Origin of the sequence: Caballeronia fortuita, assembly GCF_001544835.2 — a bacterium.
GTDB lineage: Bacteria > Pseudomonadota > Gammaproteobacteria > Burkholderiales > Burkholderiaceae > Caballeronia > Caballeronia fortuita.
The window spans coordinates 51,353-76,337 of record NZ_FCNX02000006.1 but is presented as its reverse complement, the minus strand read 5'-3'; the positions used below and the strand labels follow the sequence as shown (position 1 = coordinate 76,337).

Annotated in this window: 21 protein-coding genes; 15 read left to right on the top strand and 6 right to left on the bottom strand. The window is 64.7% G+C overall.

From position 1 onward, the window contains the following. Positions 1 to 8: 8 nt before the first annotated feature. A complete protein-coding gene (locus AWB77_RS13125; protein ID WP_061134880.1) occupies positions 9 to 491 on the top strand; it encodes a thioesterase family protein in 483 nt (160 codons plus the stop codon). On the opposite strand, the gene AWB77_RS13120 is transcribed toward AWB77_RS13125, so the two are convergent. After that, entirely contained in the window at positions 431 to 2,671 is a 2,241-nt protein-coding gene (locus tag AWB77_RS13120) for a heavy metal translocating P-type ATPase (RefSeq protein ID WP_061134879.1), read from the bottom strand. The genes AWB77_RS13125 and AWB77_RS13120 overlap by 61 nt on opposite strands. Positions 2,672 to 3,038: 367 nt before the next feature. Between AWB77_RS13120 and AWB77_RS13115 the strand changes: the two genes are divergently transcribed. From AWB77_RS13115 to AWB77_RS13105, 3 genes are all read left to right on the top strand, one after another. Beyond that, on the top strand, positions 3,039 to 4,511 hold the full coding sequence (locus AWB77_RS13115) for a DUF1254 domain-containing protein (protein ID WP_061134878.1): 1,473 nt from the start codon (positions 3,039 to 3,041) through the stop codon (positions 4,509 to 4,511). Between the two features lie 156 nt (positions 4,512 to 4,667). Next, a complete protein-coding gene (locus AWB77_RS13110) occupies positions 4,668 to 8,384 on the top strand; it encodes a DUF748 domain-containing protein (RefSeq protein WP_061134877.1) in 3,717 nt (1,238 codons plus the stop codon). Between the two features lie 93 nt (positions 8,385 to 8,477). Next, complete coding sequence (locus tag AWB77_RS13105) at positions 8,478 to 8,915, top strand: DUF29 domain-containing protein (protein WP_061135125.1); 438 nt, start codon at positions 8,478 to 8,480, stop codon at positions 8,913 to 8,915. A gap of 15 nt (positions 8,916 to 8,930) precedes the next feature. Here the strand turns inward: AWB77_RS13105 and AWB77_RS13100 are convergent, their stop codons facing one another. From AWB77_RS13100 to AWB77_RS13090, 3 genes are all read right to left on the bottom strand, one after another. Continuing rightward, entirely contained in the window at positions 8,931 to 10,511 is a 1,581-nt protein-coding gene (locus AWB77_RS13100) for a DHA2 family efflux MFS transporter permease subunit (protein ID WP_061134876.1), read from the bottom strand. A gap of 179 nt (positions 10,512 to 10,690) precedes the next feature. After that, positions 10,691 to 11,473: an ABC transporter substrate-binding protein gene (locus AWB77_RS13095; RefSeq protein ID WP_061134875.1), complete on the bottom strand. Its 783-nt coding sequence runs from the start codon at positions 11,471 to 11,473 to the stop codon at positions 10,691 to 10,693. A 29-nt stretch (positions 11,474 to 11,502) separates the two neighbouring features. After that, positions 11,503 to 12,657: a methionine aminotransferase gene (locus tag AWB77_RS13090; RefSeq protein ID WP_061134874.1), complete on the bottom strand. Its 1,155-nt coding sequence runs from the start codon at positions 12,655 to 12,657 to the stop codon at positions 11,503 to 11,505. A gap of 128 nt (positions 12,658 to 12,785) precedes the next feature. Between AWB77_RS13090 and AWB77_RS13085 the strand changes: the two genes are divergently transcribed. The 5 genes from AWB77_RS13085 (at position 12,786) to AWB77_RS13065 (ending at position 16,929) form a co-directional block, all read left to right on the top strand. Then, positions 12,786 to 13,697, top strand: a complete 912-nt coding sequence (locus tag AWB77_RS13085; RefSeq protein ID WP_061134873.1) for a LysR substrate-binding domain-containing protein — start codon at positions 12,786 to 12,788, stop codon at positions 13,695 to 13,697. 300 nt (positions 13,698 to 13,997) lie between these two features. After that, entirely contained in the window at positions 13,998 to 15,377 is a 1,380-nt protein-coding gene (locus AWB77_RS13080; protein ID WP_061135124.1) for a sensor histidine kinase, read from the top strand. Further along, positions 15,374 to 16,045 carry a response regulator gene (locus AWB77_RS13075; protein ID WP_061134872.1) on the top strand — a complete coding sequence of 224 codons (672 nt, stop codon included), beginning with the start codon at positions 15,374 to 15,376 and terminating at the stop codon, positions 16,043 to 16,045. Before AWB77_RS13080 ends, AWB77_RS13075 begins: the two co-directional genes overlap by 4 nt. Before the next feature lie 139 nt (positions 16,046 to 16,184). Next, on the top strand, positions 16,185 to 16,451 hold the full coding sequence (locus AWB77_RS13070) for a hypothetical protein (RefSeq protein ID WP_061134871.1): 267 nt from the start codon (positions 16,185 to 16,187) through the stop codon (positions 16,449 to 16,451). A 19-nt stretch (positions 16,452 to 16,470) separates the two neighbouring features. After that, a complete protein-coding gene (locus AWB77_RS13065) occupies positions 16,471 to 16,929 on the top strand; it encodes a Fis family transcriptional regulator (RefSeq protein WP_244158539.1) in 459 nt (152 codons plus the stop codon). A 45-nt stretch (positions 16,930 to 16,974) separates the two neighbouring features. On the opposite strand, the gene AWB77_RS13060 is transcribed toward AWB77_RS13065, so the two are convergent. Further along, positions 16,975 to 18,129: a branched-chain amino acid ABC transporter substrate-binding protein gene (locus AWB77_RS13060; protein WP_061134870.1), complete on the bottom strand. Its 1,155-nt coding sequence runs from the start codon at positions 18,127 to 18,129 to the stop codon at positions 16,975 to 16,977. A gap of 292 nt (positions 18,130 to 18,421) precedes the next feature. Here AWB77_RS13060 and AWB77_RS13055 point away from each other — a divergent pair, with 292 nt between their 5' ends. The 3 genes from AWB77_RS13055 to AWB77_RS13045 all read left to right on the top strand — a co-directional run bounded on the left by AWB77_RS13055 (position 18,422) and on the right by AWB77_RS13045 (position 20,845). Beyond that, complete coding sequence (locus AWB77_RS13055) at positions 18,422 to 18,850, top strand: MarR family winged helix-turn-helix transcriptional regulator (protein WP_061135122.1); 429 nt, start codon at positions 18,422 to 18,424, stop codon at positions 18,848 to 18,850. An 80-nt stretch (positions 18,851 to 18,930) separates the two neighbouring features. Then, positions 18,931 to 19,638, top strand: a complete 708-nt coding sequence (locus AWB77_RS13050) for an SDR family oxidoreductase (RefSeq protein WP_061135121.1) — start codon at positions 18,931 to 18,933, stop codon at positions 19,636 to 19,638. Between the two features lie 13 nt (positions 19,639 to 19,651). Continuing rightward, positions 19,652 to 20,845 (top strand): thiolase family protein, encoded by a 1,194-nt coding sequence (locus AWB77_RS13045; protein WP_061134869.1) that lies wholly within the window; start codon positions 19,652 to 19,654, stop codon positions 20,843 to 20,845. A 9-nt stretch (positions 20,846 to 20,854) separates the two neighbouring features. Here AWB77_RS13045 and AWB77_RS13040 read toward each other — a convergent pair whose 3' ends face one another. Further along, on the bottom strand, positions 20,855 to 21,271 hold the full coding sequence (locus AWB77_RS13040) for a YciI family protein (RefSeq protein WP_061134868.1): 417 nt from the start codon (positions 21,269 to 21,271) through the stop codon (positions 20,855 to 20,857). 194 nt (positions 21,272 to 21,465) lie between these two features. Here AWB77_RS13040 and AWB77_RS13035 point away from each other — a divergent pair, with 194 nt between their 5' ends. Genes AWB77_RS13035 through AWB77_RS13025 form a run of 3 tightly spaced genes read left to right on the top strand, consistent with a single transcriptional unit; the run spans position 21,466 to position 24,972 of the window. Next, positions 21,466 to 22,485 (top strand): LacI family DNA-binding transcriptional regulator, encoded by a 1,020-nt coding sequence (locus AWB77_RS13035; protein WP_061134867.1) that lies wholly within the window; start codon positions 21,466 to 21,468, stop codon positions 22,483 to 22,485. A gap of 2 nt (positions 22,486 to 22,487) precedes the next feature. Continuing rightward, complete coding sequence (locus tag AWB77_RS13030) at positions 22,488 to 23,975, top strand: sugar ABC transporter ATP-binding protein (protein WP_061134866.1); 1,488 nt, start codon at positions 22,488 to 22,490, stop codon at positions 23,973 to 23,975. Continuing rightward, positions 23,956 to 24,972, top strand: a complete 1,017-nt coding sequence (locus AWB77_RS13025; protein ID WP_061134865.1) for an ABC transporter permease — start codon at positions 23,956 to 23,958, stop codon at positions 24,970 to 24,972. Before AWB77_RS13030 ends, AWB77_RS13025 begins: the two co-directional genes overlap by 20 nt. Positions 24,973 to 24,985: the final 13 nt, after the last annotated feature.

Sequence of the window (24,985 nt, the reverse complement as noted above, 5' to 3'; positions counted from 1 at the left end):
GAACGAAGATGATCTATCGCGACACGGTCAAATCCGAATGGGTCGACTACAACGGCCATCTGCGCGATGCGTTCTACATGCTGATCTACAGCCTCGCGACCGATGCGTTCATGGACAGCATCGGTCTCGACGACGCGGGCCGCCGCGCGCGCCAGCGCACGCTCTACACGCTCGAAGCGCACGTCAGCTATCTGCGCGAGATCAAGGAGGGCGCGGCGGTGCGCGTGGAGGCGCGGGTCGTCGCGCATGACAGAAAGCGTGTGCACCTCTATATGGAGATGTTCGAAGGCGATGCCGCCGAGCCCGTGTCCGCGTGCGAGCAGATGATGATGCACATCGATTCGAGCGGCGCGCCGAAGTCCGCATCGTTCGATGAAGACATCGCCGCGCGCATCGCCGCCGAAGCGTCCGTCGCGCTGAAGGACGCGCGTTACGCGGGCCGCGTGATCGGCTTGCCGGCGCGCGCTTCGTCGTCGGCGGCGCCGGCCTGAGCGCGCCACGTGCGCAGCAGCAGCGCGTTCGTGACGACGCTCACGCTCGAAAACGCCATCGCCGCGCCCGCGAACATCGGATCGAGCAGCCCGAATGCCGCAAGCGGAATGCCGATCAGGTTGTAGACGAACGCCCAGAAGAGATTCTGCTGAATCTTGCGATACGTGCGCCGCGATATGTCGATCGCGTCCGCGACGAGCGCCGGATCGCCGCGCATCAGCGTGATGCCGGCCGCTTCGATTGCAACGTCGGTGCCGCTCGCCATCGCGATGCCGATATCGGCGGCGGCGAGCGCGGGCGCGTCGTTGATGCCGTCGCCGGCCATCGCCACGATGCCTTCGCTCGACGCCTTCAGTTGCGCGACGACGCGCGCCTTGTCGTCCGGCAAGGTTTGCGCGAACACGCGATCCAATGGAATGCCCAACACGCGCGCGACGCTTTGCGCGCTGCCTTCGTTGTCGCCGGTGACGAGCGCGCTCTGCACGCCCATGCGCGCGAGCCGTTCGATGGCGGCGCGCGCCGTCGGCTTGATCGTGTCGCCGAACGCGAGGAGCGCAAGGATGGTTTCGTTGTCTTCGATCAGCCACGAGATCGTGTTGCCTTGCGCTTCCAATTCTTTCGCGCGTGCGGCAAGCGACGACGGCACGTCCGCACCGAGTTCCGCGACCCAGCGCGCGCTGCCGATCGCGATGCGCCGCGCGCCGACTTTCGCCTCCACGCCGCGCCCGGCGACGGCGCGTGCACCGCTCGCTTCGAAACGCGGGGCATCGTTCGCGGCGGGCACGACCGCTTTCGCCAGCGGATGCCCGCTCATGCGCTGCACGGCGGCGGCAAGCCCGAGCGCTTCGTTCCGATCCTGCCGCGGCGCCGCTTCGAACGCGACGAGGCTCGGACGTCCGACGGTCAGCGTGCCGGTCTTGTCGAACGCGACGATCTTGATCGCGTGCGCCTGTTCGAGCGCCTGCGCGTCCTTGATGAGAATGCCCTGACGCGCCGCGACGCCGGTGCCGGCCATGATCGCGGTCGGCGTCGCGAGGCCGAGTGCGCACGGGCACGCGATCACGAGCACCGCGACCGCGTTCAGCAGCGCCGTTTCCGCGCCCGCGCCATGCCACAGCCAGCCGGCGAGCGTGACGAGCGCGATCGCCAGAATCGCCGGGACGAAGACAGCCGACACGCGATCGACGAGCCGCTGGATCGGCGCTTTCTCCGCCTGCGCCGATTCGACGAGCCGGATGATGCGCGCGAGCGTCGTTTCCGCGCCGATCGCCGTCGTCTCGATGGCGATCGCGCCTTCGCCGTTGATCGAGCCGCCGGTCGCGCGCGCGCCGGGTTCCTTCGCCACCGGCAGGCTTTCGCCGGTAATCAGCGATTCGTCGATGTGCGTGCGGCCCTCGCGCACGATGCCGTCGACGGGCACGCGCTCGCCCGGCCGCACGATGGCGATATCGCCGATGCGCACGTCCGCGAGCGGGATCTCGCGTTCGCGTGCGGGATCGTCGCGGTCGCGCACGCGGGCCGTGGTCGGCCGCAGCGCGTTGAGCGCGCGGATCGCGTCGGTCGTCTGGCGTTTCGCGCGCGCTTCCAGCCACTTGCCGAAGCGCACCAGCGTAATGACCACCGCCGACGCCTCGAAGAACAGATGCGCCGTCATGCCGCCGTGCGCGAACATCTGATAGACCGACAGACCCCACGCCGCCGACGTCCCGAGCGCGACGAGCAGATCCATATTGCCCGCGAACGCCCGCACCGCGCGATAACCGCCCGCGTAAAAACGCGCGCCGAAGCCGAACTGCACGACGCTCGCGAGCGCGAGCTGCAGCCACGGCTCGAGTGTGAGACCGAACATCGGCGCGAGCAGCGGCACGGTGAGCACGGCGGACGCGAACACGGACGCGAGTTCGCGATCGAACGCGGGCGGCGCGGCGGCGGGCGCGGCATCGGGCTGAATAGGCGCGGCTTCGTAGCCGGCTTTGGCGACGGCGGCGACGAGCTGATCGTCGGTGACGCCGCGGTTCGCGTGCACCGTCGCCTTCTCGGTCGCGAGATTGACCGCGACGCTCTCGACGCCGGGCACGCGCTTGAGCACTTTCTCGACGCGCGCGACACACGACGCGCACGTCATGCCGCTCACGGCCAGTTCCGCCGTTCGCGGTCGCTCGGTTGATGCTGTGGACATGGTGCAACGCTCCAATCGGGCCGGAATCGCGACGATTCCTGATGAAACGATTATCGACCTTCCAGCGATTGGAAGGTCAAGCGCGGAGTGCCGTCGCGGGAAACGCGTGAGGCGGGATCGTAGAATGCTGGCGCAATCGACTATTGAAGGACGAAAGGCGCGTCATTCAGTGCTTTTGAGCGGCAACTGGTGCATTCTTCCGGCTGCCGTCGCGCTTTTGCGCGCTTCAACTTGCCTATCGTCAGCGGATAAGTTAAAACCCGAATTTCGAGATATTGCTCGTAGCACGCCGCGCGGGGGATTCGAGGCGGCGTCGGCTGGCGCGCGAGCGAACCCAAATCGAAAGAAGAACTGGATTTCCATTCGAATGAAGAACAACCGACGCTGGACGCTCCCGCTCAATACCGCGATCTGGATGAGCGTGAGTCTTGCCGGCATGGCGGTCCTGGCGGGCTGCGCGACCAAGCCGCCCGAACTGAAACCGACCACCACGGGCTGGGTGAAGAACCAGGTCGCCGATGCCTATACGTTCGGCTTTCCGCTCGTTGCGTCCGATATCGCGCGCGAGCGTGCGAGCGGCCGCGCTGGACAGCCCGGGCAGGCCGGACAGACGCCGCTCAACACGTTCCGTCACGCGAGCGCGCTGCCGCCGGCGGGCGCCACGGGCTGGCCGAGCGTCGATACGCTCGAATCGACGGCCTGGCTCGATGTCTCCGCCGATCCCGTCATCGTCACGCTGCCCGCCGCGCCGGGCGGCCGTTATCTCGACGCACGCGCATTCGATGCGTGGACCAACGCGCTCTATTCCAGCGCCGACACGACGCCGTATCCGAAGATGCAGCTGATCGCGTTCGTGCCCGCCGGCTGGACCGGCACGCTGCCCGCCAACGCGACGCGCGTGGAGACGCGCACGCGTTACGTGTGGCTTTCGGTGCGCGTGCGCGTGAATGGCCCGCGCGATGTACGCGACGCGCGCAAGCTGCAGACCGCGATGCGTATCGACACGCTGACGCCCGCGAAGGGATCGGCCGCCGATACGACGCCGGCAGTCGCCGGCGCGTGGCCCGCGAATGGCGCGCAGCAGCCGGCGGTGCCGCCGCTGCCGTCCGCGCTCGCGACCGTCGCGCCGGGCGCGCAGGCCGAGGCGCTCGACGCCAATGCGTTCTTCGCGCGCCTCGCCCGCTCGCTCGACGACAATCCCGCCGCCGCCGACGACAGCCACGCGATGAGCCAGCTCGCGGACCTCGGCGTAAAGCCGGGCGAGCCGGTGCAGTTCAAGAAGACGGACGCACCGCTGCTCGATTCCGGTCTTGCCGATGCGCGCGAGCGGCTCGCGACGGTGCCGCCGAACGCGATCACGAAGAACGGCTGGACCTGGTTCGGCGATGGCGTCGGCGTGTACGGCATGGATTACACGCTGCGGGCGTATCTTGCACGCCGGCAGACCGCAACGAGCACAAAGGAAGGCGAAGTGAAGCCGGTGGCGCACGTGGACAGCGAAGGCCACGCGCTCAACGGGACGAACGCGTACACGCTGCACTTTGCGCCGGAGCAGTTGCCGCCGGTGCGCGGCTTCTGGACGCTCACCGCGTACACGAAGGACGGCGCGCTCGCGGATGCGAAGCTGCCGCGCCTGTCGCTTTCCGATCGCGACCGGCTGAAGAAGAACCGCGATGGCTCCGTCGATGTGATCGTGTCGGCGAAATCGCCGGGCCGCGCGAAAAGCGCGAACTGGCTGCCTGCGCCCGAAGGCGAGTTCCAGCTCGCGATGCGTCTTTATGCGCCCAAGCCCCAGGCAAGCGACGGCTCGTGGGCGCCGCCGCCCGTCCAGCGGCAGTGAGCGGCGCGCGAACGCGCCAGAACCAGAAAGCGAAGGCCGCGATTTTTTCGCGGCCTTCGCGCTTTTGAAGCGCGCTTTGGCGAACGTTTGCGGGCTGCATCGTCGTATACTCGGGCATCAACTTTCCGGGGACGGCGGCTCGTCGCCGCGCATCGAATGTCAAGCATCACCAGGTCATCTCTCGCCTCCGCCGGCCAGACGCTGCGCGGCGTCGTGCATGCGCGCCGCACGCGGCGCATCTTCATCGGATTGCTGATCGCGATAATTGTGATCGGCCTGCTCGGATTTTTCGCCGCGCCGCCGCTCATCCGGCATATCGCCGAGCAGCAGCTTTCGGCGCAGCTCGACCGGCCCGTCAGCATCGGGCGCATTTCGCTCAATCCCTATACGCTCGATGTGGAAGCCGACAACGTGCATATCGGCGAATCGCCCGCGAATCTGGCGAAGGCGCCGGGCGCGGCGGCGGGTTTCGTCGACGTGTCGCGGCTCATCGTGCGTACGTCGTGGGCGTCGGTGTTCAGGCTCGCGCCGGTCGTCAACGAACTGAAGATCGATTCGCCGCGCATCAGCGTCGTGCGCTTCGACGGCGAGCAGTTCAATTTCTCCGATCTGATCGCGAAATTCTCAAAGCCGTCGTCGCCGCCCTCGAATAAGCCCGCGCGCTTTTCGGTGTCGAATATCCGCCTGGAGAACGGCCAGATCACCTTCGACGACAGGCTTCTGAAGGCGAAGCACGTCATCGACCGGTTCGCGCTCGGCATTCCGTTCATCGCGACGCTGCCGTCCGCCACCGATATCTTCGTGACGCCGCTGTTACAGGCGCGCATCGACGGTTCGCCGCTCGTTATCAAAGGCCGCACGAAGCCGTTTGCGCAGTCGCGCGAATCGGAGATCGCGCTCACGCTCGACGGCCTCGACGTGCCGCAGATGGCGTCGTATGCGCCGGCGTCGGTGCCCGTGGCGGTGAAGAGCGGCAAGCTCTCGACCGATCTCAACGTGAACTTCGCGATCTCGGGCGATACGCCGACGATCCGCATCGACGGCACCGCCGATCTCGCCGATCTGGCGGTGACCGACAAGGCGAACGCGCCGCTCGTCGCGGCTCGCGCGCTGCATGTGAAGATCGCGAACGCGGAGCCGTTGCGCGACCTGTATCACTTCGACGAAGTGACGCTCTCGAATCCCGATGTGCATCTCGCGCGCGATCCGGCGGGGCAACTGAACGTGCAGAAGCTGGCCGGTCCGGCGCCGAAACCATCGGCCGAAAAGAAGGAAGCCGGGAAGGAAGCGCAGAAGGAAGCGCAGAAGGAAGCGCCGCCGCTCGACCTGTCGATCCGCCATCTCGCCATCGACGGCGGCAGGATCGCGCTCGACGACCAGTTGCTCAAGCAGCGCGTGCAGGGCGCGCTGACCGGCGTCGCCGTGACGCTCGACGGTTTCTCGACGCTCGGCAAAACGCCCGCGAAGTACGCGCTCAAGACCGCGTTCGATAAGGGCGGCGCGCTCGATGCGTCGGGCAACGTGTCGCTCGCCGCGAAAACCGCCGACGCGAAGCTCACGTTGAACGCGCTCGCGCTGCCGCCGCTGCAGCCTTATCTCGCGAACATGGTCGCCGCGCGGGTGACGAGCGGGACGCTCGGCGCGAATCTGCCGGTGTCGGTCGACTGGAGCAAGCCGGACGGCGGCGTACAGGTCGGCGCGGGCGACGTGAAGCTCGATGCGCTCACGCTCGTTCCGAACTCGGGCGGCGGCGCGCCGGTCAAGCTCGCGTCGGCGGTGGCGAAGATCGCCAAGGTCGATGTCTCGGCGCGCAACGCGGCGATCGACGGCGTGCAGTTGAACGGCCTCGCGCTCGATGCGACGCGCCGCAAGGACGGCAGTATCGATCTCGCTGCGCTCGGCGCCACGCACGAAGCCGCGCCCGAGCAGACCGCGACGCGCAAGATCCAGAAGGCGCAGGCGGCGGGTCCGGCGTGGCGTTATCGGATCGATGACATCTCGCTTGCGGATGCATCGGCCAATATCACCGACGAAACCACGTCGAAGCCGGTCAAGCTGCGCATCGCGCCGCTCGCGCTCAACGTGAAGCAGTTCGGCGACGATCTGGCGAAGCCGCTCGCCGTCGACGGCAAGCTCACGCTGAACGGCCGCGGCGCGCTTGCGATCGGCGGCAACGTCACGGTCGCGCCGCTCAAGCTCGCATTGCACGTGAAGGGCGATCAGGTCGATGCCTCCGCATTCGAGCCGTATTTCGGCGACAAGCTCAACATCGAAGTGACGAGCGCGTATCTGAACGCGAACGGCGACGTCGCGATGTCGGGCAGCGGCAAGACGCTTGCGGCGTCCTATAAGGGCGATGTGTCGCTGTCGGACGTGCGCATGCTCGACAAGGCGACCTCCGACCGCTTCGCGGGCTGGAAGCTGCTCGGACTTACCAACGTCAAGGTAAATTACGGCGAGCGCGGCACCGATATCGACGCGGCGCGCGTGACCTTCGCGAAGTTCTACGGCCGCGTGCTGCTCGATGCGCAGGGCAGGCTGAACCTGAAGAGCGTGGTCGCGAACGAGAGCGGGCCGCAATCGGTGACGCGCGACAAGGCGAAGGAAGAGGGCGCGTCCGCGCCGGTCGCGGCGAATGCGAGCGTGCCGGTAAAGGGCGCGGCGAAGTCGTCGGGGCCACCCGTCAACATGCGGTTCGGCCAACTCGTGTTGCAGGACGGCCGCGTGACTTACACCGACAACTTCATCAAGCCAAACTACACGGCGAATCTCGTCGCGATCAACGGCACGATCGGCGCATTCGGCACGCAATCGACGACGCCCGCGCCCGTCGATGTATCGGCGAAACTCGCGGCGAACGGGCCGGTGTCGATCAAAGGGCAGGTCAATCCGCTGATCGACAAGCCCGCGCTCGATCTGACCGCGAGCGCGCACGGCGTCGAACTGACGAACCTCACGCCGTATTCGTCGAAATATGCGGGCTATCCGATCACGAAGGGTAAGCTCAACGTCGATCTGCATTACATGCTCGCCGACAACAAGCTCACGGCGAACAACCATTTGTTCATCGATCAACTGACGTTCGGCGATCACGTCGACAATTCGACGGCGACGAAGCTGCCGGTGCGGCTCGCGGTGTCGCTGCTGAAGAACTCGCGCGGCGAGATCGATGTCAACATTCCGATTTCCGGCTCGCTGGATAATCCCGAGTTTTCGATCGGCGGCCTCGTGTGGCAGGCGATCGTGAATCTGGTGCAGAAGGCGGTGACCGCGCCGTTCACGCTTCTCGCGCACGCGTTCGGCGGTGGCAGCGGCGAAGATCTGAACTACATCGAATTCGATGCAGGCTCGGCGACCTTGAACGATGCCGCGCAGAAGAAGCTCGATACGATCGCGAAGGCGCTGGTCGACAAGCCTTCGGTGCGGCTCGACGTGACGGGGCGCGTCGATCCGAAGACGGACGAGCCGGCGCTGCGTGCCGCGTGGCTCGACAGCCAGGTCAAGCGCGCGAAGGTGCGCGACATGTCGAGCAATGGCGAAAACGTGGACTGGAACGCGATCAAGATATCGGATGCGGACTACGAGAAGTATCTGACGAAGGCGTACAAGTCGGCGGACTTCAAGAAGCCGACGAACTTCATCGGCATGACGAAGTCGATACCCGACGCCGACATGAAAGCCGCGCTGACGAAGAACGCGCCGGTCGACGAGGGATCGTTGCGCGATCTGGCGCAGCGGCGCGCGCAGGCGGTGCAGGAGTACTTCGACGGCAAGATCGACAGCAAGCGGATTTTCGTCGTCGCGCCGAAGATGAGCGCGGACGACATCAAGGACAAGGGAGCGGGTTCGCGCGTGGAACTGGGCTTGAAGTGACGCGCGTTGGCCAAACGGACGATCTGCATGAATAAAAGAATGCCAACTAATATCGGCGACACCGGGAACGATGAAGAGAACGGGAGTCAGCCGATGGGAACACCTTATGAGAAGGACGTGGTGGCGTGGGCCTGGGAACAGGCCGCGCTGCTGCGGGCGGGGAAATTCGCGTCCATCGATATCGAGCATATTGCCGAGGAAATCGAGGACGTGGGCAAGAGCGAGCAGAGGGAATTTGCGGGCAGGATGGCGGTGTTGCTCGCGCATTTGTTGAAGTGGAAGTTTCAGCCGGAGCGGCGCACCCATAGCTGGACGAACACCATCCTGACGCAGCGCGCTGCCATTCAGCGGCGGCTGAGGAAAACGCCGAGTCTGAGGCCGATGCTTGCCGAGGAGGACTGGATCGCCGATATGTGGGGCGATGCGCGCGAACAGGCGGCGAACGAAACGCGTATCGGCTTCGCCGATTTTCCGGCGTCTTGCCCCTGGCCGATGTCATCGGTTCTGGAAGAAGGCTTCCTGCCCGGGTAAAAACCGCGCGCACCCTCAATGCGCCCCCGACGCCGCCCCGCCACCGCCGCCCTTCGCCACCTTCGTAATCCAGATCAGCGGAATGATAAAAATAAAGATCACCGCCGAGATCAGAAAGATATCGTTGAGCCCCATCATCGCGGCTTGCGAGTTGACGGTGAAATTGAACATCCCGCGCGCCTGCGCTTCGCTCACATCGAGCGTCGATTGCGTCAGCCCTAGCGACTGTAAGAACGCCGGATTGTAGATATTCGCCTGCTCGGTCAGCCGCTCGTGATGCAGCGCGATGCGGTTATCCCACGCATTGCCCGCGAGCGACGTCCCCACCGCCCCGCAAAACACCCGCGCGAAATTCGACAAACCCGCCGCTGCCGGAATCTTCGACGGCGGCAAGCCCGACAGCACGATAGCCGTGAGCGGCACGAAGAACATCGCCATCGGAATGCCTTGCAGCAGCGTCGGCAAGACGAGATGCCACGTGTCGATCTCGATCACGTATTTCGAGCGCAGCCAGAAGACGAAGGCGAAGCCGACGAACGCCGCCGTCGCGATGATCCGCGCGTCGCTGCGCGGCAGCACCTTGCCCATGATCGGCGCGAGAATCACGGCGAAGATGCCGAGCGGCGCGGTGACGAGCCCGGCATCGATGGAACGGTAATTCAGATACTGTTGCATCCATTGCGGCAGCAACACGAGGTTGCCGAAGAACACGCCATACGCGACCGAAATCGCCACCGTGCCGCCGAAGAAATTGCGCCCCGCGAAAAGCCGCAGATCGACGACCGGATTCGGGTCCGTCAATTCCCACACGACGAAGAACGCGAATGAGATGACCGCGACGATCGCCAGCACGACGATCAGCGGCGACGAGAACCAGTCGAGGTCGCGGCCCTTGTCCAGCATGATCTGCAGCGACGCGACCCAGGAGACGAGCAGCAGAAGGCCGATCACGTCGATCGGCGCCTTGCGCGTCGGCGATTCCCGCCCGCGATAGATGATCCATGTCACGCCCGCCGCGAAGATGCCGACCGGAATGTTGATGTAGAAGATCCACGACCACGAGTAGCTATCGGTGATCCAGCCGCCGAGCGCAGGTCCGGCGATCGGGCCGACGGTCGCGGTCATCGCCCAGAGCGAGAGCGCCATCGACGCTTTCTCCTTCGGATACGAGCCGAGCAGAATGGCCTGCGACAGCGGAATCAGCGGCCCCGCGACGGCGCCCTGCAACACGCGCGCGAGCAGCAGGACCGGCAGATTAGGCGCGAGACCGCACAGCCACGACGACAGCACGAACATCAGGATGGCGCCGACGAACAGACGCACCTGCCCGAGCCGTTGCGTGAGCCAGCCGGTCAGCGGAATGGAAACGGCGTTCGACGCCGCGAACACCGTGATGACCCACGTGCCTTCGTTGACGGACACGCCGAGGTTGCCGGAGATCGTCGGAATCGCGACGTTGGCGATCGACGAATCCAGCACGTTCATGAACGTCGCGAGCGCGACCGCGAACGTGGCGAGGACGAGCTGGCCGCCCGCGAGCGGAGCGGGCGCAGGCGGCGACGCGGCAGCGGGCTTGGACATCGACGGCGTGCTCATGCGGCTCCCGGCCGAGAAAGATCGATCCGCCAGTGTGCCTGCGCTCAAAAAAAGCTGCTTGGCCGAACGGCATGGCGGTCCGTTCCGAAGAGATACGACGGATCTATCGACGCGTATTCACGCCATTCGAGCTTTTCATGCCGCTGGCGCGCGGCTGCATCGCCGCGCGCCTGTCTTCGTTACTTCGTCGAAATATCGATGTCGCCCAGATACTTCTTCGCGTACTTGTCGATGGTGCCGTCCGCCTTCACCTTGTCGATCGCCGCGTTGAGCTTGGCCTTGAGCGCGTCGTCGCCCTTGCGCACGCCATACGCGATGCCGCTGCCGAGAATCTTGTCGTCGCGCACGGGCGCGCCCGCGAACGCGAAGCCTTCGCCATCCGGCTTCGACAGGAAACCGCTCTGTCCAGCGGGCGCGAGCACGAGCGTCGCGTCCAGCCGGCCCGACTTCAGATCGGCGTAGACCTGATTCTGATCCTGATACGGCACGACCTTGACGCCATCGTTTTCCCAATGCGCTTTCGCGAAGGTTTCCTGGATCGAGCCTTGCAGCACGCCGACGCTCTTGCCTTTCAGCGACGCCGTCGTCGGCTCGAGACCGCTGCCTTTTTTCGCGATGAGCTGCGTCGGCACGCGATACACGACCGTCGTGAAATCGATCGCCTGGCGGCGCTGGTCGGTCGCGTTCATCGCCGAATTGATCGCGTCGAACTTGCGGCCCTGCAGCGCGGGAATCAGGCCGTCGAACGAGGTTTCGACCCACTTGCACTGCATCTTCGCGGCGACGCAAACGGCATTGCCGACGTCGATATCGAGTCCTTGCAGCTCACCGGTCGACGATTTCGATTCGAACGGCGGATATTGCGCCTCGAGGCCGAAGCGCAGCGTGTCGGCGGCAAGCGCCGCGCCGCTCGCGAACGTGCATGCGACCAGAAGCGCGGCGCTCAGATGGTTCAGTTTCATTTTCGTGGTCTCCAGAGATCCAAAAAAGGCTAAATCGAGCAAAGGCGGCGCGCGCCTTCGATGAGTGTGTCGTCGTCCTTCGCGAAGGACAGGCGGATCAGGTGATTGTCGGTGCCGTCGGTGTAGAACGCCGACAGCGGTATCGTCGCGACGCGCGCCTCGCGAATGAGCCGCAGCACGAAATCGCTGTCGGACTGATCGGAGATCGCGTCGTAGCGCGCCAGCATGAAGAAGCTGCCCGCGCTCGGCAACAACTCGAAGCGCGAACCCTCGAGCGATTGTGCGAGCAGATCGCGCTTGTGCTGATAGAACGGCCCGAGATTCAGATAACTCGATTCGTCCGCGAGCGCCTCGGCGAAGGCCATCTGCATCGGCGTATCGGCGGAAAAAGTCATGAACTGATGGATCTTGCGGATCTCCGCCGTCAGCGCGGCGGGCGCGAGGCAGTAGCCCACGCGCCAGCCCGTCACGTGATACGACTTGCCGAAAGAAGACACGATCACGCTGCGTTCGGCCAGTTCCGGATAGCGCGCCATGCCGTGATGCGGCGCGCCGTCGAACACGACGTGCTCGTACACTTCGTCCGACAGCACGATGATCCTCGTGTCCCGCGTGAGCGCCGTGAGCCGCTCGATGTCGGCGGCGGTGAACGCGCTGCCCGTCGGATTGTGCGGCGTGTTGACGAGGATCATGCGCGTCTTCGGCGTGATCGCGGCGGCGACTTCGTCCCAGTCGATGTGGAAATTCTCCGGCGACAGCTTGATCGCGACGGGCTTCGCGCCTTGCAGTTGGACGATCGGCGCGTAACTGTCGAACGACGGCTCGAAATAGATGACTTCGTCGCCGGGATGCACGAGCGCGCTGATCGTCGCGTACAGGCCTTCGCTCGCGCTCGCGACCACGGTGACTTCCGTGCCCGGATCGTAGGTCGCGCCGTAGAGCTTCTGCGTCTTCACGGCGATGGCTTCGCGCAACGCGAGCACGCCGGACATCGGCGAGTACTGGTTATGTCCCGCCCGCATGGCTCGCTCGACGCCTTCGATCAGCTTCGGATCGCACGCGAAGTTCGGCGCGCCCTGCGACAGGTTGAGCGCATGATGCTCGTCGGCCAACTGGCCGATAACGGTGAAAATGGTCGTGCCGACGTTCGGCAGCTTCGACTCGGGAATGCAGGCGCTTTGCACGGCGGATGTCTCCGGATTGCGGTTCGACGAAAAGCTGCCGTCGATTCAACCGCGGCAATAAAGCGCGGACAATCGAAACTTTGTCATACTAGCCATGCTTTCAGATCATGGCTACATGTCAAAAACCCATGAAACCGCTGCCTTCGCTCGACGTCCTCAAAACCTTCCTCGTGGTGGCCGCGAAACTGAATTTCACGCGCGCCGCCGACGTGCTCAACGTGACGCAAGGCGCGGTCAGCCGCCAGATCGCCGGACTGGAGGCGCATCTCGGCTACGCGCTTTTCACGCGGCAGGCGCGCGGGCTCGCGCTCACGCATCACGGCGCGTTGCTCGTCGCGCCTTTGCAGCAGGCTTTCGGGCAGATAGAAGATGCGCTCGCGAAAGGCGGCGCGCAATCGGGCGTATTGCGCGTGAAGTGTCCGACCTGCGCGATGCGCTGGGTGCTGCCGCGCGTCATCCGGCTGCAGAACGAGCGGCCGGAGCTGGTGGTGGAAGTGACGGCATCGGTGTCGCACGGTGTCGAGTTCAACGCGGAACAGTTCGACGCGGCGATCGTCTTCGGCGCGGCGCCATCGGGAAAAGGCGTGAGCGCGCATCATCTTTTCGATGAAGTGCTGACGCCGGTCTGCGCGCCCGAATTGTGGAAGCCGAAGAAAAACGCCACGCCGACGCCTGACGATCTCGCCGGCAAGACGCTTCTGCATCCCACGCGCGACCGGCGCGACTGGTTGCGATGGCTCGGCGCATATGGCTATCCGGGCCTGCCGTCGGCGAAAGCGCAGCATTTCGACACGCTCGATCTGGCGATTACATCCGCGATGCAAGGTCTGGGCGTGACCATCGGCGATGTCTCGCTGATCGAGGAAGACTTGCGCGCGAAGCGCGTGATTGCGCCGTTCCCGCTATGCGTGCCGAGCGGCGCGGCGTACTACCTCGTGTATCCGGAGCGGCCCGCGCCATCGACGGCATTGCAGCAATTCGCGCAATGGCTGGACGGAGAAGCGGCGCGCACGCGCGAAACGCTGCAACGCCGCTCTTGATGCGCTCGGGACGATGTATTAAGCGCATTGTCCGTATGCGGCTCATGGAAATCCCGGATTCAGAATAGGAATTCGCGAAAGGACTGCGAAGGATTCGCCCCAATACAATCCGCGCCAAGGAAGAAGAGGCCGCGCGACGCGCGGCGATCCGACGGAGATCCTTGGTGTTACTGAGATCCTTCGCTTCAAATGGCGTGATCGCGAGTGCTTATGCGTGAGCATGAGACTGGCGGGCACGACAATCCATACAGCACGCGGCGCGCATGGCATCGCCGTCGCAATCCGGACGCGGCCTGCCGGATGCGTACGAGCCTGCGCGCGCGTCTGCTTCTCTGGCTGCTCGTGCCGCTCACGCTCTTCGTACTGCTGACTTCGATCGCTTCCTTTCACGCCGCTTGCCGTACCGCGGACAGGATGGAAGACGCCGCGTTGCTGGCTTCCGCGCGGACCATCGGCGAGTTGCTTTCATGGTCCGATGGCAGCCTTGCCGTGACCATCCTGCCCGGCGCGCTCGACAACTTCGAGTCGTCGCATCGGGATCGGATCTACTACAAGGTCGTCACGGGCGAAGGTCGGCTGCTCGGCGGCACGCCCGAACTCGCGATGCCCGCGCAGGACATCTCGCAACCCGTTCACTACGACACCACAGTCGACGGCACCGCGCTTCGCGCCGTGGGCTACGCGCGTTTGCTGTACGAAGGCAGCAAGGTCGTGCCGGTGACGGTCGTCGTCGCAAGAACGCGGCAGTCGCGAGAGGCGATGCGCGATCAACTGTGGCGCCCGCAACTGATCCGCGCGTGCGTGATGCTCGCGCTGCTCGCCGTACTCGTGCCGCTCGGCCTCGCGATGGAGCTGCGTCCGCTGATGCGGCTCAGGAACGACGTCGCGGGGCGCACGCCCTCGCAGATCGGTCCGATGCCCGCCGAAGGATTGCCGCGCGAGCTTCGTCCGATCGTCGATGCCATCAATCAATGCATCGCGCAGATCAGGCTTCACGCGCAGACGCAGCGCCATTTCGTCGCCGACGCGGCCCATCAGCTCTGCACGCCGCTGACGCTGCTCGACACCCAGATCCAATACGCCTGCCTGCATTGCCGTGGTGAATGCGCATGCGAGACCGCACTTCAGGGTGCACGCAGGAGCATGAAAAAAATGACAGACCTGACTCATCAACTTCTGATGCTGGCGCAGGCGGAGTCCGGGCCCATGCCGGTTCGCACGATGACGGATATGGCCGATGTCGTGGCCTCGGTGCTCGAAGAGCAGATCGTGGCGGCGCAGCGGCGCGACATCGACCTCGGCGCGGAAGCCGGCACGGGCGCGCTGGTCGCGGGCAACGCGCCGCTGCTCGGCGCACTCGTGTGGAATCTCGTCGATAACGCGATCCGCTATACGCAGCGTGGCGGGCGCGTCACCGTGATCGTGAGGCGCGCGCATGATGAAGTCCTGCTGCAGGTGATCGACAACGGGCCGGGGCTGTCGGCGGAAGCGCGCGCGCATGTGTTCGAGCGATTCTATCGCGCGACGGCATTGGGCGATGGCACCGGGCTCGGCATGCCGATCGTGCGCGAGGTGGCGCTGCGGCACGGCGGCAGCGTCACGCTCGGCGCGGGCTACGGGCGCACGGGCCTGTGCGTGTCGGTGAGGCTGCCGGCGTGGAACGGCGAGGATGCGCAATGAAACTGCTGCTCGTCGAGGACAACGCCGAACTGGCGCACTGGATCGTGAATTTGCTCAAGGCGGAATCGTTCGTCGTCGATCATGTTTCCAACGCGGAATGTGCCGTGTCGATGCTCAATCATCAGGGCTACGACGTATTGCTGCTGGACATGCGCCTGCCCGCGATGAGCGGCAAGGAACTGCTCGGGCGGCTGCGGCGGCGCGGCGACACCGTGCCGGTACTGATGCTGACGGCGCACGGTTCGATCGAGGACAAAGTGGAATGCTTCGCCGCGGGCGCGGACGATTTCGTCGTCAAGCCCTTTGACGCGCGCGAACTGGTGGCGCGCATCAAGGCGCTGGTGCGCCGCCAGAGCGCGCAGAAAGCCATCGCGCTGGTCTGCGGCCAACTGCACTACGAATTCGATTCGCGCGAGTTCAGCTACGGCGGCGTGCCGCTGACGCTGCGGCGCCGCGAGCACGCGATTCTCGAAGCGCTGATCTTGCGGCAGGGCAAGACCGTATCGAAGTCGATGTTGATGGAAAGCATCTTCAGCCTCGACGACGTTGCAAGCGCCGATGCAATCGACATCTATATTCACCGTCTGCGCAAACGGCTGGCAGGCGGCAACGCGCAGATCATGACGCTGCGCGGTCTTGGCTATATCCTGCGCGCCCGGGACGACTGAGCGTTATGTTGAACATTCGGTAGTAATACTGAGTGTTGCCGCACACTCGTGATAGCGGCGTGAAGGATTCAAGTCGCTAGCATGGTCAACATGTTCCGATACGAGCGCGAGCGACGGTTCGATCGGGACAGGCACCGTCATGCGCATGCCGCGTCTGACGATCTCGACCACTATCGGGGAGGCGCTTGAAATGTCCATCAATCTTCTGGTTGTCTTCTTCCTGTTTGCCGCAGCGATCATGTTGTGCTTTGCACTGGCGGAATACGTCGTGGTGTGGCGTATCGTACGCGAAGACCGGCTCGAACCGCACGGTGTCACGAGGACCTTGCCGAGATCGGACTGGTTTTTCTTTTTCAGTTCGTTTCTGTGTTTCGCTTCGCTCCTCTGCCTGATGTTTCTCGAATGAACATCGAAAGGTGACTGCGATGCAGAACGCGAAAATACGCAGGCTCCCGAGGACGTCGCGGGACCGCAACGCCAGGCTCTACTGGCTGCCGATGCCGCGCGGCGAAGCGGACAAGGTCATCCTCCAGTGCCGCATTGCGCTCGAATCGATCCGGCTGCAACGGGCGGGGCTGATCGAAGCGCAGTGCATCGCGCAGGCGGTGCTGCTGACGGGGCTGCTCACCGAGGCGGGCTTCGGCAGCCTGGATGCGGAAATTCTCGATGACGTGGAGGGCAACGTGCTCGGGCTGCTCAACCGGGGCCTGACGAGCGGCGACTGGTGCCTGCCCGAGGCCGTGCTGCCCCGGCTCATCGTCGTCATCAACGAGCACGACAGACAGTTGCGGGAAGTGCGCCTGTCGGCGGTCATCGAATGCAACGAGCATCTCGAGCGATTCATCGCGACGCTCGCGCGCAGCGACAAACCGCCCGCTCGCTGAATGGGCTGAGACGCTTCGCGCGATGAGCCGCGCGAAGTGTTTCAATCACATGCCGTGCTTGGTGACGACCGACTCCCACTGGCCGTTCTTCACCTGATACAGCGTCGACGATGCGTTCTTCAGCGCGCCGTTGCTGTCGAACGCGATCGGCCCGGTGATGCCCTGGAACGAGTTCGTCTTCAGCACCGGCCGATACACCTTCGGATCGATGGAATTGGCTTTCTGCATCGCGTTGATCGCGGCCCATGCGGCGTCGTAGCCGAACGGCGCATACGAGAGAATCGCGACGCCGAAGCGTTTCTGGAACTTGTCGGCGAACGCCTTGCCTTCGGGCAGCTTGTCGAGCGGGCTGCCGTATTCCCACGCCTGCGCGCCTTCGGCGGCGTCGCCGGCGAGCTTGAGGAAATCGGCGTCCATCACGCCGCCGCCGCCCACGAACTGCGCGTTCATGCCGAGCTGCTTCATCCGCTTGACGACGGCCGCTGCCTGCCGGTCGAGGCCGCCGAAGAAGATCAGGTCCGCGTTCGCCGCCTTGATGCGCGTGAGCTGCGCGCTGAAGTCCACCGTCTGATTGTCGCTGTACTCGCGCGTGACGATCGTGCCGCCTTTTGCCTTCACCGCCTTCTCGAACTCGTCGGCCTCGCCCTGACCGAAGGCCGTGCGGTCGTCGATGATCGCGATGCGCTTCGCCTTCGTCGTCGTCACGGCATAGACGCCGGCGTTGCCCGCGTTCTGCGCGTCGCTCGAAATCACCGTGAACATGTTTTCGAGGCCGCGCGTCGTGATGGTCGGGTTGGTCGCGGCGGGATCGATCGTCGGGATGCCGGCGGCGTTGTAGATCGGCGATGCGGGCAGCGTCGTGCCCGAGTTGAAGTGCCCGACGACGACCGCCACGCCGTCATCGACGAGCTTCTGCGCCGCCTGCACGCCGACGCGCGGATCGGCCTGATCGTCTTCCGCGTGAATCTCGAACTTGGCCGTCTTGCCGCCGATGGTGATCTTCTTCGCGTTGGCCTCGTCGAGCGCGAGCTGCACGCCGTTCTGGAGGTCTTTCCCGTAGCCTGCGTTCGCGCCGGTCAGCGGCGCGGCAAAACCCACTTTGACCGGAAGTTCGTCGGCGCTTGCGGCAAAAGGCACGACGCCGAGCGTGGTCGCGGCGCATGCCACGAGCCATGCCAAAGGTCTGGTACGAAAGCGCATGGTTTTCCCTCTCCTTTTTGATCTGGCGAATCGAAATCGAATGAAACATCCCTACGCGTCGGACATGCGAAATGTAGAGAGCCAATTTCGGCGCGTCTTGGTGTTTAGTCGCGCCTGCGATGCGGATTTCGGCATAGGCCCGATACGCCTCGATCGCACGGCCGTGGCGGCTTTGCGCGTTTCGCCTCCGCATCGCGCGCGACGATTCCCGAACACTCCGGCGACGCGTCTATCGTATCGATTGGAATTGGCCCGCTTGACAAAGTGCATATGCACTTCTATGCTGCGCGACATGACTTCCAACTCTTCTCCACTCGACTGCAACTGTTTCGCGATCCGTCAGGCGGCGCGTTATGTGTCGCAGATGTACGAGCGCCATCTGAACGCGGCGGGCATCACGGCGGCGCAGTTCACGATCCTCGCGGCGATCGGGCGCAAGCCCGGCGCGCAGATGATCGAACTCGCCGACGCGATGGTGATGGACCGCACGACGCTCGTGCGCGCGCTGAAGCCTTTGCAGCGCGACGGCCTCGTCGAAGCGGCGCAGGAATCGGCCGGTTCGCGCGCGGTCGGATTGCGTCTCACGGCATCGGGCAAGGACACGCTCGTGCAGGCGGCGGCGCACTGGCGCGCGGCGCAGGCGGAATTCGAAGCGAAGTTCGGCGAAAAGCGTGCGAAGGCCTTGCGCGAGTCGCTATTCGAACTGACGACGATGGAGTGAGTGGCATCCAGCAGGCTCGCCATGCGCGAGCCTTTCTTTTCTCGATTTAAGTGCATATGCACAGTTGAATGGAGCAGTTCATGCAGATCAAAGGAAAAGTAGTTCTGGTCACTGGCGCTAATCGCGGTCTTGGCAAGCAGTTCGCCAAGTCGCTGCTGGACGCGGGCGCATCGAAGGTCTACGCCGCCGCGCGCGATCCGAAGAGCGTCGACATTCCGGGCGTGCAGGCGATCCGCCTCGACGTGACGAACGCCGCCGATATCGCGGAAGCGGCGGCTTCGTACACCGACGTGCAAGTGATCGTGAACAACGCCGGCGTGGCGACGCAAGGCTTGCTCGTCGACGCGGCATCGACGCAAAGCATCCGCGATTTGCTGGAAATCAACACGTTCGGGCCGATCGCGATCACGCAGGCATTCGCGCCCGTGCTGAAGAAGAACGGCGGCGGCGCGGTCATCAACATTCTGTCGGTGCTGAGCTGGGTCTCGCTGCCGGCGGGCGGCGCGTATCACATCTCGAAGGCGGCGGCGTGGGCGGCGACCAACGCGTTGCGCGAGGAGTTGCGCGAGCAGGGCACGCTCGTCGTGGCGGCGCATCCCGGTTACATCGATACCGACATGACCGCGCAAGTCACCGCGCCCAAATCGACCCCCGAGCACGTCGTGAACGAAGTGCTCGCCGCGGTCGAGAAGAATCAGGAAGAAGTGCTCGTCGATGAAACCGGCCGCGCGGTCAAAGAATCGCTGTCGACCGATACGCCGATCTATCTCAGCGGCATTCCGCGCTGACCGGAGGCTCGCCATGTTTGCGCAAGACATCGTGTTGTGTCATCCGGTGCGTACGGCGATCGGCGCGTTCGGCGGCGCGGTGAAGGACACGCCGGCCGTCGATCTGGGCGCTGCCGTCATCGCGGAAGCGTTGCGCCGCGCGGGTTCGGCGCTCGATCCGTCATCGGTCGATTCGGTCGTGTTCGGCAACGTGATTCAGGCGGGCAATCGCATGAATCCGGCGCGGCAGGCATCGGTCGGCGGCGGGCTGCCGGTTTCCGTGCCCGCGCTGACGGTCAATCGCGTGTGCGGCTCCGGCGCGCAGGCCGTGGCGACGGCGGCGACCGAAATCGCGGCGGGCGTTGCGCGTCTTGCCATCGCGGGCGGCATGGAGAACATGGACCGCGCGCCGTATCTGCTCGATGGCGGCCGTCGCGGTTACCGCATGGGCAACGCGCAGATCTACGACAGCATGCTGCGCGACGGTCTCGTCGATGCATTCTCGGGCGAGCGTTCGGGCTGGCATACGGAAGATCTCGTATCGAAGCTCGATATCACGCGCGAGGCGCAGGACCGCTGGGCGGAGCGCTCGCAGCAGTCGTTCGCGGCGGCGCAGAAGGATGGCGCGTTCGATGCGGAAATCGTCGGCATCGATGTGAAGGCGGGCAAGGAAACCGTTACGTTTGCGCGCGATGAGCAGCCGCGTCCCGACACGAATTTCGCGGCGCTCGCGAAATTGCGTCCGGCGTTCCGTCCCAACGGCACGATCACGGCCGGCAATGCGCCGGGCTTGAACAGCGGCGCATCGGCGATGATCGTGACGAGCCGCAACGAAGCGGACGCGCGCGGCATCGAACCGTTCGTGCGGCTCGCGGCGTTCGGCGTCGCGGCGGTCGAGCCGGGCATGTTCGGGCTCGGTCCGGTGCCTGCGGTGCAGCAGGCGTTGCAGCGCGCGGGCTGGACGCTCGGCGATGTCGAACGCTTCGAGATCAACGAAGCGTTCGCCGCGGTGCCGATCGCGGTGGCGCGGACCCTCGGCATTCCGGATGACATCGTCAACGTCGAAGGCGGCGCGATCGCGCACGGTCATCCGATCGGCGCGACCGGTGCGGTGCTGACGACGCGCCTCGCCCACGCGATGCGCCGCGACGGCGTGAAGCGCGCAATCGTGACGCTGTGCATCGGCGGCGGACAGGGCATCGCGCTCGCGCTCGAAGCGATCGCGTAGGCGTTGTCTTTAGCGCTTCGCCGTCTTCTGCATGTCATCGAAACCCGCCGCGGCTTGCTGCACGTCCGGCGGGAAATCGTCCATCTCCATGACCTGCCGCACTTCGATCATCTCCGTATCGGACGCAGGGCAACGCTTCGCCCATTCGATCGCCTCCTCGCGCGACTTTACCTGCAACATCCAGTAACCGCCGAGCACTTCCTTCGCTTCGGCGAAGGGGCCGTCGGTCACGCGCGGCTTGCCGCCTTCGAACGTGACGCGCGCGCCCATCGACGGAGGATGCAGTCCGTCGAGCGCGAGCAGCACGCCGGCCTTCTGCAATTCCTCGTTGTATTTCATCATCGCGGCGACGGCGTCCGCGCTTGGCATCGTGCCGGGTTGCGCGCTTTCGTAGCCGCGCGGGATCATCAGCATCATGAATCGCATGTGGATCGCTCCTTGAAGATGGTGTATCTATCGAGCGTCGTAGCGCCGCTCACACCTTACGACGAGCACCATGACACGAGATCGACATGCCGGCCCTTAAGCGTTTTTCCCTAGTCGATTGCAGTTGCCTTCGCGCGCGCTACGGTCAAATAATGTAATCCATTACATCTCGATCGCGACAAGCGGCCTGGGCGATGTCAGATACCGTTCGACCACGCGAAGAAGTATCGATTGCCGACGTCGCTGAACGCGCGGGCGTCTCCGTCGCGACCGTATCGCGCGTGCTCAACGGACACACGAACGTTCGCGAGACGACGCGCGAGAAAGTGCTTGAAGCGGTCGCGACGAGCGGCTATCGCATCAACGAACTCGCGCGCAATCTGCGCACGGCGGAGAGCCGCCTGCTGCTCACGATGGTCCCCGACTTCGGCAATCCGTTCTATGCGGCGATCGTGCGCGGCATCGACAGCGTCGCGCGTCAGAACGGCTACTTCATGCTGTTGTGCGATACCGGCGCGGACCCGCTGCGCGAACGAAGCTATTTCGATCTCCTTCGCGGCCGCCGCGCCGATGGCGCCATCTGCCTCGATCCCGCCGCCGTGCAAAAGGCGCTGGCCGAAGAAGCGTCGGCGCTGCCGTGGGTCGCGTGCTGCGAGTTCGATCCGGCGGCGGGCGTGCCGTATGTCGGCATCGACAATCATCTCGCCGCGGGCGATGTCGTGCGCTATCTGACGGCGAAGGGGCATCGGCGTATCGCGCTCATCAACTCCGGGCAAGGTTATCTGTATGGACGGCAGCGGCTCGCGGGCTATCGCGATGCGCTGATGGACGCGGGCATCGAACCGCGCGCGCAATGGCAGATCGAACTCGACAGCCTCGATTACGACGCGGGCGAACGCGCGGCCGCGCAACTTGCATCATTGGGCGATGCGCGTCCGACCGCCGCTTTCGCCGTGTCGGACACGCTTGCCATCGGCGTGATGAACGGCTTTCGCAGCGCGGGTTTTTCGGTGCCCGGCGATGTCGCCGTTGTCGGCTTCGACGATATCGCCGTGGCCGCGCATGTCGATCCGCCGCTCACGACTGTCTCGCAGCCGATGCAACTGCTCGGCGAAACCGCAGCCGATCTGCTGCTCAAGCGCCTGCGCGATCCGCGCGCGGAGGTGCCGGGCGTGCTGCTACCGCATCGGCTGATTCAAAGAAGGAGCGCGTGACGATGAGCCTCGCCGTGCGCTTTCAGGGCATCGAAAAGCAGTTCGGGCCGGTGCGCGTGCTGCACGGCGTCACGTTCGATCTCGCGCCGGGCCGCATCTACGGATTGCTCGGCGAGAACGGCGCGGGCAAATCCACGTTGATGAAGATTCTCGCGGGCTACGAGCGCGCGAACGCGGGCGAGCTTTTCATCGACGAACGCGAACGCGATTTTTCAAGCTCGCGCGATGCGGAACACGCGGGCATCGTGCTGATTCACCAGGAACTGAATCTCGCGGATCACTTGAGCATCACGCAGAACATGTTCCTCGGGCACGAGTTGAAGAAGGGCTTCTTTCTCGATGAAGCAGCGATGCGCGACGACGCCCGCGCCGCGCTGAACGATGTCGGCCTGCACAAGAATCCGGATACGAAAGTGCGCGATCTGATCGTCGCGGAGAAGCAGCTCGTCGAGATCGCGAAGGCGATGTTGCGCAGCGCGCGCCTGCTCATCATGGACGAGCCGACCGCGACGCTCACGCCGTCGGAAACGCAGCGCCTCTTCGCGCTGATGGCGCGTCTGAAGGATGCGGGCACGACCATCGTCTATATCTCGCACAAGCTCGACGAAGTGGAGCGCGTGACCGACGAAGTCATCGTGATGCGCGATGGCCGGTTCGTCGCGCGCGCGCCGACCGACGAACTCACGCGTCAGCAGATGGCGAACCTGATGGTCGGGCGCGAGGTCTCCGACATGTTCCCCGACAAGCCGCCGTTGCCCGACGACGCGCCGGTCGCGTTCGAAGTCGAAGGCGCATCGGTGCCGGGCTGGGCGGACGGCATCGGCTTCTCGGTGCGCCAGGGCGAAGTGTTCGGTTTCGCGGGACTCGTCGGCGCGGGGCGCACGGAACTGTTCGAGGCGCTCGTGGGCTTGCGGCCGTTGAGCGCGGGGCGCGTCGCGATCGAAGGTAAGGCCGCGCGTCTGACGAACCCGCGCGAAGCGATGAAACACGGCCTCACGTATCTGAGCGAAGACAGAAAAGGGCGCGGCCTGCACGTCGACATGGCGCTGAAAGACAACCTCACGATGATGACGCTCGAACGCTACGCGCATCCGCTCATCGATACGCGCGCCGAACGCGATGCGCTCAAGGGCGCGGTGAAGGACTTCGGCATTCGCACCGGCAACACGTCGATACGCGCGCGCATGTTATCGGGCGGCAATCAGCAGAAGCTCGCGCTCGCGAAGTTCCTCAATCCCGATCCGCGCGTGATCGTGCTCGACGAACCCACGCGCGGCGTCGATGTCGGCGCGAAGCGCGATATCTATTTCCTGATTCACCGACTGGCTGCGGAAGGCCGCGCGGTGATCGTGATCTCGTCCGAACTGATCGAACTGATCGGCTTGTGTCATCGCGTCGCGGTGATGCGCGCGGGCGAACTCGTCGCGACGCTCGGCATGGATCTTTTGACCGAAGAGAGGTTGATCGCGCATGCGACCGGCACACACTGAAGACACGATAAGCGAAAGCCGGCTTTCCACCGTCGCACGCTTTCTGTTCGGCGTCGGGCCGCTGATCGGGCTGATCGCGCTGTGCATCGGCGGCACCTTGCTCAACGGCGATTTCGCCACCGTCGACAACGCGATGAACGTGCTCACGCGCACGTCGTTCATCGGCATCATCGCGGTGGGGATGACTTTCGTCATCATCTCGGGCGGCATCGATCTGTCGGTCGGCTCGATGGCCGCGCTCATCGCGGGAAGCATGATCTACATGATGAACGCGCTGATGCAGGGCTTTCATGGCCACGCGGTGCCGCCGCTCTTGATCATCGCGCTCGGCATCGTGCTTGCGCTCGTGCTCGGCGCGATGTTCGGTTTTGCGCATGGCGTGCTCGTCACGAAGGGGCGCATCGAGCCGTTCATCGTCACGCTCGGCACGCTCGGCATCTTTCGCGCGCTGCTGACGTGGCTCGCCGATGGCGGCGCGCTCACGCTCGACAATTCGCTCGTGGATCTGTACGGGCCGGTGTACTACGCGAGCCTGCTGCACGTGCCGGTGCCGATCTGGATTATCCTCATCGTGGCCGCGGGCGGCGCGCTCGTTCTGAATCGCACCGTGTACGGGCGTCATGTGCAGGCGATCGGATCGAACGAACAGGTCGCGCGCTATGCCGCGATTCGCGTGGATCGCGTGAAGATCGTGACGTACGTGCTGCTCGGTCTGTGCGTGGCCGTCGCGACGATTCTGTATGTGCCGCGTCTAGGCTCCGCCACGCCGACGACGGGCCTCTTGTGGGAGCTCGAAGCGATCGCGTCGGTGGTCGTCGGCGGCACGGCGCTGAAGGGCGGCGAAGGGCGCGTGATCGGCACGGTCATCGGCGCGATTCTGCTCTCGGTCATCAACAACATACTGAATCTCACGAGCATCATCAGCGTGTATCTGAATGCGGCGGTGCAAGGCGCCGTGATCATCCTCGTAGCATTCTTGCAGCGCGGTCGTCGTTGATAGTCATAAAACA